Here is a 12,673-nt window from a genome sequence, read left to right as displayed (position 1 = left end):
ATAATATATGAACATGGAATTATAAGTATGAAATTTATAGAAGTTGCACAAGCGTTTCAAAATCTGGAACAAGAACCATCTCGCATCGGGATGACTAAAATTCTTGCCAAGCTTTTTGCTCAAAGTTCAAAATCAGAAATTCAAATTATTTCATATCTTTCACAGGGAAGTTTGTTTCCTCCGTACCAAGATGTACAATTTCAAATAGCTCAAAAAGGGATGGTCAGTATTATAGCTGAGCTTGCAGGTAAATCTGATGCAACGATTCAAAAAGATTTTAAAGAGCTGGGTGACATAGGCCTTGTGGTTCAAAAAGAGTGGACGAGAAGCGAATGCGAGTTAACCGTTCATCAGGTTTATGAGCAGCTGCTGGAAATCGCTCGTATTTCAGGAACTGGTTCAACAGAAAAAAAAGGCATACATGTGCGTAAGCTGCTCAAGCAGGTAGACAGCTTGAGTGCAAAATTTATTGTGCGCATTGTTGCTAAAACATTACGCCTTGGTTTTTCTGACATGACCGTTTTAGATGCGCTTTCATGGATGGATACTGGTGACAAATCACTGAGCAAAGATTTAGAAGCTGCTTACAATGTTTGTGCCGATTTAGGGTTAGTTGCTCACACGATGAAAGAAGAAGGCATTAAAGGCATTAGATCTATGCACATTAAAGTTGGCATTCCGATTCGTCCTGCCGCTGCAGAACGGTTGACGAGTGCAAAGGCTGTTATCGAGCGACTTGGTCATTGCGTTGCGCAGCCAAAACTTGATGGTTTTCGAGTTCAAGTGCATGTAAAAAAAACTGAAACAAAGACTGATGTACACTTTTTCTCGCGAAATATGCTTGATATGTCCGATATGTTTCCTGATTTGAAAAAAATGGTATCGCAGCTCCCTGTCCACAGCTTGATCTGTGAAGGTGAAGCAATTGTGTACGATGAAGAAACGGAGTCTTTTCTACCTTTTCAAGAAACGGTTAAACGAAAAAGAAAACATGATGTTGAGCAGATGAGTATTGATATGCCCTTGCGACTGTATTTGTTCGATATTTTATACCTTGATGGTAAATCGTTGCTTGAGGATACCCATAAGCAGCGTCGCATTATTTTGCAAGATGTTTTGAAGAAGTGGAATTTAGCACATGGATCCCCGGATCAAGTCCGAGGACGAAGAGGGGAGAATGAAATCTCGGTCGTGTCTGAAGGGCGAGGAGTGAGTGAGGCTTTGCAGATCGTAGAAGAAAAACCATTTTCAAAGGCTCAAGATTTAGAAGATTACTTTTTGCTTAATATTCAAGCAGGACTTGAAGGGTTGGTGGTCAAACGTGAAGATGCAATCTATCAACCAGGGAAACGAAATTTTAATTGGATTAAATTAAAACGCGAAGCTCATGGATCTTTAATTGATACCGTTGATTGTGTTATTTTAGGTTATTATGCAGGACGCGGTAAGCGTGCAAAATTTGGCATCGGGGCATTTTTAGTTGGTATTTATAACCAAGAAAAAGAGCAGTTTCAAACTGTTGCTAAAGTAGGAACTGGAATGAGTGATGATGAGTGGAAAGATTTGAAAAAACGATGTGAGCATATAAAATTGCAGCATCAACCTAAAAATGTTTCATGCGTTAAGGATTTATATCCTGACGTTTGGGTAAGCCCTGAATTGGTATGCGTTGTTAAATCTGATGAAATTACGTTATCTCCTGCACATACTGCTGGGAAAACAGAAGGTCATCCTGGGTATGCACTACGGTTTCCTCGCTTTGTTTCCTATCGACCGGATAAGTCAGCTCAAGACGCAACATCGATAAAAGAATTAAAACATTTATACGCCCAACAAAAGATCCAGTCTTGATTAGACTTTAGCTTGAAAGGATCCACCCTTGATTTCTCGATTTTAATATGCTTAAGTAGAAAAAAAGATGGAAAAAGGGTAGGTGTGTTTTGAAGAATTTTAGCAAACTCGTTATGCATAGTATCTGTTGGTTGATGCTTACTCACATATGTAAGGCACCACCACACAATAATTTGGCGAGTTTGCTTTCTGGTTTGGATAGTGCTCCAGTTCAGCAATCGATTGAGTCTCCGGTTGTTGCTCGTAGAAAAGCAAATCAAAATAATGCATTGTTGCAAGATCTTTCACAGCAACAAGTACCAGAGCAATCTTCTGTGCAACCTCAAAGAAAAACAAATCAAAATAGTTCAGTGTTACAAAATTTTTTACAACAACAAGCAGCTATTGCGTCCCAAGCAGTTTTAAAGGTAAAGCCTCAACACTCTAAGGGGCAGATCGGTTTATATTTGCAACAATTAGAGAGCGAAAGTCAGGCGCAGACATCTTCATCTCCTAAAAAAATAGGGCAAAATAAACTATTGTTGGAAAATTTTTTACAAAAAACACAAAGTCCCTTGTATCAAGAAGCAATGATCATTTTAAGTGATAAACAGTTACAAAATGAGTATCGACAAAACATGGCTTCAATTCAATTATTTTTCATGAATTATAGCATGCAAGAGTTGCAATCTTTTCATGTAAATACATCTGTTGTACCTCATAATTTGACCTCGATGTTAGACGAATTGTCAGCACCATCACAAAGTCAAACCATTTCAAAGGTTGCTCCTAAGAGAAATAATTTAGCAAACATATTGTCATCAATGTCCCAGGACAGTCAAATAACGCCACAAAAAAACAATGCTAAACCTAGAAATAATGCACAATTGTTAGCTTTACTACGGTCACAAGGATAGGACTTATGAAAAGATTTTTACGGTGCATGCTTTTTTCTTGCTCAATAGTAAGTTTTCAATATATTCAATCATCGCAGCGTATGGTGATTGATCGGTATGAAACGGCACTTCAAGATTTGATGAAGGATCACGAAAGCAGAAGTTACGCTGCTCCTATTGTCTTTAGTGGATCTAATCTTATTTTTTCGACTTATCAAAAAATCATAGCTCCTTATGTTTCATATATTTCTGGATACGCGGGCATTGTTCGTGAAGAATTTGCTAAACAAATTCCATACAGTGTAGACCTGCAGACTATGTCAGATGATTTTTTTAAATATGAAAAAGAAGTGAAGCGTGTCATACAAGTTTTTGAGCAAGACCTGCAAACGGCAGCTCTTCATTATTTTTATGAGCAGTTACAAGGCAACATGGTTCAAGTTTGTTATCTCATCGTTCAACATTTTTCAAATCAGTTAACCTACATCTCAAAGGATCTTGACTCAGTTTTTGTAGCATACAAACTTGCCTGGGCGCCGCAAACGCAAAATATGAACCTTGTCTTAGTGCCGCAAGGATCTGATTTCGCTACAAGTATAACGCAAATGATGACAACTCTGTATGTTGCAGCTATTGCCGATAGAAGCAATAGCTTGATCACCGCGTCTCAAAATGAAGCAAGCAAAAAAACTATCCTGCAAGAAATGGAAAAATATCATAATATTTTGTATCAGGTCTATTTAAATAATGGTCAAAAAGATCAAGCAGCTCGGGAGCTTTTAGCAATCAAAGGATTGAAAAGCCAACAAAAACAAGCTGAGAATGCACCAAAATTATTTCAAGCAGCTCAAAAAATGCTTCAGTCTGCTCGTGTAAAAATTGTTCTTGATGTAGCTCAACCAGAGCAAATAAAGACTCAAGTAATTGCTAGCATTTCTCAATTAAAACAAGTTCTTACCAGTTACGACTCAGCAGCTACAGCGTATGAAGCAGCTCAAGACGGGACAGGTTACAACAAGTGTATTCAAGCTCAAAATAGTATTAATGACATTGATATGCAGCTAAGAATGTTACAGTTGGTTTGGGATTTATTTTTAATCGGCCCTACAGCTTCCAAGCAACCGACATTTTCAACAGTTCAATCTTTTTTGCAAACAAAATCATCTGTTGCGACCAAAGACGCTGTGCAAGCACTACAAAATCTTGCTGATTTGTGTCAGTCTGCGCCAAATTCACTGAGCCCAGCTTTAGCGTTACTTCCATTGCTTGAAGGTGTTATGACAGGCGTTGCAAATAATAATGCTTCGAATGTGAGTATGGCACTTTTGACTGACGCTAAAGAAGCAATTGAAACATTATCGCAACTTCTAAAATTTATAATTCAAGCGATAGCGTCAAAAGATCAAAAAGATATAAAAAGCGCTATGACCTACGCAAGTCACTTGGATAGTTTGTTTGAAAAAAATGAAAACATTGGCCAATACGTGGCTTTCTTACCAGATATTTTAGCCAAAGGCAGTAACCCAGGCTTCGCCGGGCAGGTAACATGGATTCAATTTTCAGCACAGTTTTTAATGCGCAGTGGAGTAGTTTCTACCGTTGCTGCTGCAATAGCTCAAGTTGGAAAATACGAACAACCTCCAACAGTAGAATTATCTGTAGGTCAGATTAAAGATTTACAAGCTCAAGGTGAGTCTGATCTTGAGCAGGCAATTACAGCAAAAAAAACAGGTGATTTTACTACTGCGGCAAAGCAGTATAAAAATATGCAAAATGTTTATTTAAAACTACTTAGTGCTCCATCTGTTACTCCTGCAGACGAGCAAAACATCAGAAGAAAATATTTTTTAGCGACAACTTTATTTACTGCAAGTTCACTGGTATCAACGATATCTACCGTAGCAGCGCAGTCTTTAGGAGCATTAACTAACGTGCCGACCTCGTATGTGGTTAGTGCGTATCAAACTCCGACCATTGATATAAATTTATTAGGGCTTAATGCTTTACCAGAGTCTTTGCAATCAGTTGCGCCAAGTAAGCTTGTTTCTACGTTAAGCGCAGCTCAGAAAAAAGATGTAATGCAGATTTTTAAAGCATATTTGGTCAGTCAGGTAGTTGCAGATCAAAGTGTTCAATTTTCTGATTGTTTTATTGATTATCAATTAAAAACTGTTGCAAATATTTCAGAGGTGAACCAATCAATAGCTATGCAAGCTTTGCAGCAGGTTAATGATTATTTGAAAGGCTTTAAAACTAGTTCTCAAATGGCCGTACAAGTTACGAGTTCAACGCCATCCTCCTCGTCATCCCTAGGCTCGCCTGTGGGGCGTAGCCTTGGCGTAGACCTAATCCAGGGATCCAGTAATGAAACTTCATTAATCATCATAATGTATAAAGCGCCCATTAACGCAGTAACGCCACTGTATAATTCTGCACCTCTAGCGGCAGATTATTTTTTAGGAGCGCAGATGCTGTTTCAACCAGGCTCACAGCTTATTTCTTTAGCGGGAAGTAATTATGTTCCTGGAAATGATATACGAGCAGCATCGATGATGCTTGAAGATGTAGCGTATTGTTACGCAAGCGCAGCTCAGCAAGAAATTGATCAAGCGCAGATAATCATGGCTCAGATTTTAAAGAAGATAGGTGCCAATGTGGTTGAAAAAACCGTGGTTACAAAAACTGCGGATGCAAAAACAGTAGCAGCTCAAGCAAAGGGTGTTGCTCATAACGGAGTTACCCCTAACGGAGTTACCCATAACGGAGTTACCACTGTTCAATTGCCAGAAGATTTTACCACTATGTACTCACAGGTAAAAAAAGGTGTTTTGCGAGCTCAATCTCTTTTAGCAGCTCAAGGCCAAAGTGCTCAAGCATATTTTAAACAGGCTGAAAGTATGGTAAAAGCTCAGGCAGTACAAGAAGTTTATATCGGACTGTATCAAACTTTGATTACGTTTATGAAACAATGTTTGGTTGGAGATCCTTTTTCAGTTGAATATAACAATCTGCTTTCTGATATTAATACTGCGTATTTGCAGTGGGGTGTAGAGCTAGATCAAGTCAAAGACGCTGCGCAAATCGCTAAGATAAATAAAGATATTGTTGATCTGTTTGTTGCAGCAGGAAATCAATGTCTGAGTGCTCACTACATGCAGTCACTGTTTCCGAAATTCCAACAAATTCATTATATGGCTGCAGCGCAAGATTTTATTGCTGCTCAGAAAAAATATACTGCAATGGGAGACGGGACCAATGCAGCGGCAATGCAAGATCACATTAATAACGCATATTTTTTAGGATGTGATCAAAACATTGAACTTTATTTCTCGGTGAAAAATAATGGAATTTCGTATACGTCGCATTCAGGTCAGGCAACAAATGTATCATTTTCACAATTATTGCAAGATTATCAAAGCTTTGAACAAAATGGTGCGCTTATTGATCCTGCTGAGCAAGATGGTTATAACTCAGTTCAAAATTTATTGTTAAATGCTGCAATGATTTATCAACAGTTGGCTCAAAATTTTGAAAAATTAGTAGTGGTTCCAGCCGCTCAGCCAGCAAGTAAAAAAGCAAATACGTCAGATAATCAAAAACTTTTAACTTATTTAAAATTAAAAAATTTAATTCCACAGTCTACGGTAACAATTGCCTCAATTCCATTTGCTCAAGTGGGTCTTAAAGAAAAAATTCTTTTGAGCGCTCCTGATATTTATCAAAATTTCTTATCTGATCCAGGATCTATGGTGGCATGGTTTAATCTCTTGATTACCATTGTGCAAAATATATATATGGAAGATTATTTAGGAGCGACAGCAACCGAGACTTCAACTGATCTTGAAACTAAAACGAAAGAATTTTTTGATGCAGAGCAAAAAGAAGCATCAAGCTTGCAAAATCCGTCCTCGGCATATGTTGGTTAATTTATAAAATACAGGAGGTGATTTTAGTTTGTTGAGTATAAAAATCAAGTAAAAGTTTAATCATTAAAGGAGTTTTTTATGAAAAACCGATCAAAATTAATAATTATTTTAGCAGCCTTCACTGGCTTGCAAGTAACTGCGTCGCAGCAGCTTTGGAATATTGTAAATGTTGTTAAATTTGCTAAGGCAGAATTTCCAGCACCTACAAAACAGTCTTCAACTTCTTTGGCAGCTTTGGCACAACATAAAACATTAAGTGGACTACAAAAAGCATTATCTGGTACTACAATAGGAACGCAATCAGCAAACTTTTCTAAGCTTTCAGTGTCTGGAAATTATCCAGAATATTTAAATTTTCTTCTTGGTAGATTCGGTGGATTTGCTTTTTTTAGTAATCCATGGAATAGCAATGGACCAATTGCTGCTGATTTGACAAAATTAGTTGCGCAGGTCGATTGGTCAAAAGGTATTAAATTTCTTCCTCTCGCTTTTGATTCAGCCGGTAATTTTGTTCCTCATTTGGGTAAAGCAGAAACGATAGATCCTTATTTGTTTGTATATGATTCAAGTGATAATTTATTGGGAGTGAAGCATCTTCCTATTTCTAGAGCGACAAAAGGTAAAGAGGCTACTGTGACTAGCGGTGTTGATTATGGAGTAGCATCATCTAATTCAGCTATTGAATATACACATTACCCAGCAGTTTTCACACTTGTTGGACCTTCAGCAAGTATAAAACAGTCCCCAACTTCTTTAGCAGCTTTGAAAAAACATAAAACATTAAGTGGACTACGAAAAGCATTATCTGGTACTACAATAGGAACGCAATCAGCAACCTTTTCTAAGCTTTCAGAGTCTGGAAATTATCCAGCATATTTAAATTTTCTTCTTGGTAGATTCGGTGGATTTGCTTTTTTTAGTAATCCATGGAATAGCAATGGACCAATTGCTGCTGATTTGACAAAATTAGTTGCGCAGATCGATTGGTCAAAAGGTATTAAGTTTCTTCCTCTTGCTTTTGATTTAGCCGGTAATTTTGTTCCTCATTTGGGTAAAGCAGAAACGATAGATCCTTATTTGTTTGTATATGATTCAAGTGATAATTTATTGGGAGTGAAGCATATTCCTCTTTCTAGAGCAATAGCTGGTGCAAAAGCTACTGTGACTAGCGGTGTTGACTATGGAGTAGCATCATCTACAGCTATCGAATATACATCTTACCCAGCAATTTTCACACTAACAGGACCAGCGCCAAAAGCATAATTAGTAGTAATTAAAATTCAAACTGTGGCGGTTTATCTCAATCACCATGCATAGGATGAAATTAGTTCTTAATTATTAACTTGAATAAAAAGAAAGAGCAGGTGTTTTAATCCTGCTCTTTCTTTTTACCTTTAAAAAATTAACCATTCAGTCGCTAACCGTTTGGTTGTTGAATCATTGAAACCGTTAAAGCTTCTAGCTGGAAACTTGAAGCTGTTTGCTCAAAGTATTGCTTGATAGCAAGGGTGTAAAACGAGTTGTACACGAAGCAAAATTCTTTTTTGATATAGACAGTTGGCAATGTTAAATTTGGGCTGTAGTCGGTAAATGTTGCGCCTGTAGGTATCAAGATATTTTCTGGATCGGCAATAATGATAATTGTGTTGAGAGGTATGTTGTTATCTTTTGGCAAATCTACTTCTGAGGTTTCAAAATAATATAATTTTGTTTTATCATCTTGTTTGAGTTGGACCAGATACATTTGCGAGTGATGCTTTGGGTCAATCATCCAATTGTGAACAGTTCCTGGCGCAATCATGTAAGCAGCTTTTATTGCTTTAGTAATTAAAAAGTAAGTCTTTGGTTCTTGCTGAGGAAGACGAGGAAAAATAATTTGGCCGTTATTGTCGCTTAAAGCAACATGCCCAGCGTACATACACATGACTCCAGGAACTCCAAATTGTCTTTTATGTGCTTGGACTATTTTACCAGAAAGGTAACCTGGCTGTTGAACTTTTTTTGAAAGTTTCTGCAATTCTTTGTGATTGTTTGATGGAGCTTTAACGTAAGGATATTTCTGTAGAAAAAACGTTATTACTTGATCAAGAGCGCTTTGGGAGTGTGGAATACTGATCAGGGTGATTAAAAGTAAGAGTTTGGTTAAACATTTCATCTTTATCTCCTTTTTTTGATATGGTACCATATCTACAAAGCAAAAAACTATAGTTTTATGATTAAGTTGCAGGTTTAAGGATTAAAAATAAATCATGACGTCATACTTTGTCGACTTAGAAGAACAAATTATTTGGAACAGCTTTGTTGAAAAGTTTTCTATCAACGAGCATCAAGCACAGCAGTTTAAACAATATTTTGATTTGATTGTTCAAGAAAATCAAAAATATAACATCACGGCAATCACAGGAGTGCGTGAGATAATTTTAGATCATTTTTACGACTCACTCTCGCTCATACTTTTTTATGACATGAAAAAGATTCAGTCGCTGGCAGATGTCGGATCTGGAGGTGGATTTCCAGGAATTCCACTAGCAATTATGTGTCCAGAAGTTCAAGTACATTTAATAGAAGTTAACAATAAAAAAGTTTATTTCTTAGGACTTGTTGTTGCGCAGCTAGGACTCAACAACGTATCGATTCATACCGATGATTGGCGAACATTTTTAAGGAAGTCAGAAGTTTTCGTAGACCTTTTTGTAGCGCGAGCGTCGTTGCAACTTGATGAATTAATACGAGTTTTTAAGCCTTCGTCAAAATTTCAAGAGAGCGGTTTAGTCTATTGGGCTTCAAAAAAATGGATAGCAACAGGGCAAGAAAGAGAGTATCTTAATAAGTGCTTGTCGTATGGGGTGGGCGATAAGGAGCGAAGTTTATGCTTCTTCATGAAAAATAAATCACAACAAAATCTTTTTATGTAGACTGGGGACATATGAAACTGAGTGTTACATCGCGAGTTTCTGCTTTATTTCAAACTGATGGCGGACTATCATACTCTAGAATTTTACGTTACTTTTATCCTGAATGCATCACAGCACTCATCATTTATTTTCTTCCGTATTGCATTGATTGTTATTTTATTTGCAATCTAAAATCTACAAATCTTTATGCAGTATCTGGTATCGTTGATAATTTTTTAACGATGTTTTTAAAAGCAGCTGAAGGGCTTTCAATCGGAACAGTCATTGTTGCTGGTTATCACAACGGACTTAAAGAGTATAAAAAAGCTGGTGAAGCATTTGTTGATGCTTTCTGGACCGTTATTGGCGTTGGAGCTCTTGTTTCAGTCACCTTGTATTTTATGGTTTCAGCTATATGCCATTTCAACAATTTTTCTCCTGATATGATTGATCAGGGTATTCCGTACTTGCAGATTAAATCAGCATCTATATTTTTTATGTTTATTTATTTTGCCTTAGTCGGTTTTCTACGAGCGATAAAAAACACCTTTGTACCGATGGTCGTATTTGCTATAGGTAGCGTGATATTTGTGTTGGTTGATTATCTTTTAATTTTTGGTGCATACGGCTTTCCACAAATGTGTTTGCTCGGTTCTGCTGTTGCGTCACTGGCTCAATATCTTTCTATGTCAGTAATTATGTTTATCTATCTGGCCTATACAAAAAATCATGAAAAATATGGCCTGTCTTTTTTAACGAAAAATATTTCATTTTGTCGCATCAAACAATTATTGATGTTTTCAATACCTGTGCTTATCGATAAAGTGTCGATAGCATTTGCCTATGCATGGCTTGGATCATGTATGTCACACATGGGTCCAATGGCTGGAGCAGCGTTTTCAAGTGTTAAACTTATGGAGCGTTTTGCCTTTTTACCAGCAATAGCTTTTGCACAAGTTATTACATTTTTAGTAAGTAACGATGTGGGTGGCGGTAGATGGAAAGATATTCATGCAAATATTAAAAGAGTTGTGATTATGGCTGTTTTATTTGTAGGGATTATTGTGATTGTTGGCTCTATGTGGCCGTATGTGTTTGTAAATTTATTTGATCGAAATCGCGAATTTGGTCATTTGGTAGCAACGATTTTTCCAGCATTGAGTATCCTTATTTTAATAGATTTGCTACAGCTGATTTTATCAGCAGCTTTGCGTGGTGCAGGTGATGTTAAAACAGTGATGATCACGAGGGTAGCTATTATTGCTGGATTTTTCATTCCATCAACCTACATTATTGCCATGTTTCCATTTAAAACATTGGTGTCTAAAATGCTTGTGACCTATGCAGCATTTTTAATAGGAAATGGTTTGATGAGCATTGTGTACGTTTTCAGACTAAGACAAAAACATTGGAAAAAGCAAAACGAGAAAGTGGTTTGCGATGAGTAAAGTAACTAAAGAAGAAGTAAGAAAATTAGCTGAGTTAACCAAAGTTTCTTTTGAGGAACATGAATTGGACGGCATTATTGCGCAATTAAATGATGTTTTAGCATACGCTGAGCGCGTTGTGCAAATTGCACAGCAGCAAGTTGATATGCCATCAAGCAAAAATGTTAACTGCGATCGAGCAGACGTTGTAATCCCAACAGACATTGCGCCCATTTTAGCGCAAGCTCCACAGCAAGAAGACAATTACTTTGTGGTGCCTAAATTTTTAGATAATTAATTTAAATCTCGTCATCCCGGACTAGATTCCAGACTTCGCCAAGGCTTCGTCGGACTTTCGCCGGGATTTAGTAATAAAAATTTCATCATTCCTTTAAAACAGGAGCTTTCCCGTGAATGATCTATCGTTTGCAACGATTCAAGAACTTAAACAAGGTTTAGAAAATAAAAGTTTTTCATCACCAGAACTATTGGAATTTTTTCTGCAAAAATTTCAACAACATGATGACTCAATAAAATCAGCAATTGAAATTTTCGATAAAAAATCGATCTTAGAAAAACAGCAACAAGGTGGACTTCTCAGCGGCATTCCCGGCATCATTAAAGATAATATTTGTCAGCAAGGTCGCATCACTTCATGTGCATCAAAAATGCTTGAAAATTATCGTGCAACATACGACGCAACAGTTATTGAGCGCTTAAAGAATGAAGGAGCTTTGCTCGTAGGGCGAGCTAATCTAGACGAATTTGCTATGGGAAGTTCAACAGAAACTTCAGCTTTTTTCAAAACGAAAAATCCTTGGAATTTAAGCTGTGTGCCAGGAGGATCAAGTGGTGGTTCGATTGCAGCTGTAGCGGCTGGGATGGTTCCATGGGCACTTGGAAGTGAAACGGGCGGATCAGTTCGTCATCCTGCAGCATTTTGTGGTATCGTTGGTTTTAAACCAACATATGGTTCTGTTTCTCGTTACGGATTGATTGCGTATGCATCATCTCTTGATCAAGTTGGTATTGCAACACGTACTGTTTATGACAGTGCTTTAGTTTATTCAGCCATTGCGGGTCATGATCCAAAAGATGCTTCAACATTAAAAGAACTTACAAAAAAAGATTACACCACGCAGCTTGATGGAACGTTGCCAAAAAATCTTCGCATCGGAATTGTAAAAACAGCTTTTGAAACACCAGGGTTAGATCCTCAAGTAAAACAATTAACACAAGATGCAATTGAAACTTTAAGAATTGCTGGTGCAACGGTTCATGAAATTGAATTGCCAACACTTGAATACAGTGCAGCGACTTATTTTATTATTAGTCGTGCTGAAGCTGCATCAAACTTAGCGCGCTTTGACGGTGTTCGTTATGGATATCGCAGCAAGGATGCAAAAGACTTACAAGAACTGTACATTAACAGCCGTAGTGAAGGTTTTGGTAAAGAAGTAAAAGTCCGAATGCTTATTGGAAATTATGTGCTATCTGCTGGATATGCAGGCAGATATTATCATAATGCGCAAAAGGTACAGGATCTAATTCGTCAAGATTTTGCAAAAGCTTTTGCAAAAGTTGATGTTTTGATGATGCCATCACAAGCTAGTCCAGCTTTTGAATTTGGAAAGTTTGATAACAATAAATTACAAATGGATCTGCAAGATTATTTCTTGTGCCCGGCAAACTTGGCAGGG

General features: G+C 37.3%; 9 protein-coding genes. 8 read left to right on the top strand and 1 reads right to left on the bottom strand.

Features of this window, described 5'->3' with window-relative positions; all coding sequences use genetic code 11:
• Positions 1 to 27 precede the first annotated feature (27 nt).
• From WC747_02885 to WC747_02870, 4 genes are all read left to right on the top strand, one after another.
• Positions 28 to 1,851 (top strand): ATP-dependent DNA ligase, encoded by a 1,824-nt coding sequence (locus WC747_02885; GenBank protein MFA5998936.1) that lies wholly within the window; start codon positions 28 to 30, stop codon positions 1,849 to 1,851.
• Positions 1,852 to 1,940: 89 nt separating this feature from the next.
• Entirely contained in the window at positions 1,941 to 2,747 is an 807-nt protein-coding gene (locus tag WC747_02880; protein ID MFA5998935.1) for a hypothetical protein, read from the top strand.
• A gap of 5 nt (positions 2,748 to 2,752) precedes the next feature.
• Positions 2,753 to 6,652, top strand: a complete 3,900-nt coding sequence (locus WC747_02875; protein ID MFA5998934.1) for a hypothetical protein — start codon at positions 2,753 to 2,755, stop codon at positions 6,650 to 6,652.
• 78 nt (positions 6,653 to 6,730) lie between these two features.
• Positions 6,731 to 7,915, top strand: a complete 1,185-nt coding sequence (locus WC747_02870; GenBank protein MFA5998933.1) for a hypothetical protein — start codon at positions 6,731 to 6,733, stop codon at positions 7,913 to 7,915.
• Between the two features lie 154 nt (positions 7,916 to 8,069).
• Here WC747_02870 and WC747_02865 read toward each other — a convergent pair whose 3' ends face one another.
• On the bottom strand, positions 8,070 to 8,807 hold the full coding sequence (locus tag WC747_02865; protein ID MFA5998932.1) for a hypothetical protein: 738 nt from the start codon (positions 8,805 to 8,807) through the stop codon (positions 8,070 to 8,072).
• Between the two features lie 94 nt (positions 8,808 to 8,901).
• Between WC747_02865 and rsmG the strand changes: the two genes are divergently transcribed.
• From rsmG to gatA, 4 genes are all read left to right on the top strand, one after another.
• Entirely contained in the window at positions 8,902 to 9,567 is a 666-nt protein-coding gene (gene rsmG / locus WC747_02860) for a 16S rRNA (guanine(527)-N(7))-methyltransferase RsmG (GenBank protein ID MFA5998931.1), read from the top strand.
• 11 nt (positions 9,568 to 9,578) lie between these two features.
• Positions 9,579 to 10,994: an MATE family efflux transporter gene (locus WC747_02855; GenBank protein MFA5998930.1), complete on the top strand. Its 1,416-nt coding sequence runs from the start codon at positions 9,579 to 9,581 to the stop codon at positions 10,992 to 10,994.
• Positions 10,987 to 11,271 carry an Asp-tRNA(Asn)/Glu-tRNA(Gln) amidotransferase subunit GatC gene (gene gatC, locus WC747_02850; protein ID MFA5998929.1) on the top strand — a complete coding sequence of 95 codons (285 nt, stop codon included), beginning with the start codon at positions 10,987 to 10,989 and terminating at the stop codon, positions 11,269 to 11,271. The genes WC747_02855 and gatC overlap by 8 nt, the downstream gene beginning before the upstream one ends.
• 112 nt (positions 11,272 to 11,383) lie before the next feature.
• A partial coding sequence (gene gatA / locus WC747_02845; protein MFA5998928.1) for an Asp-tRNA(Asn)/Glu-tRNA(Gln) amidotransferase subunit GatA occupies positions 11,384 to 12,673 on the top strand: 1,290 nt, incomplete at its 3' end.

The organism is Candidatus Babeliales bacterium (genome assembly GCA_041660205.1).
GTDB lineage: Bacteria > Babelota > Babeliae > Babelales > Chromulinivoraceae > JACPFN01.
The sequence above is the reverse complement of the archived record's forward strand: the minus strand, read 5'-3'. Positions and strand labels throughout refer to the sequence as shown.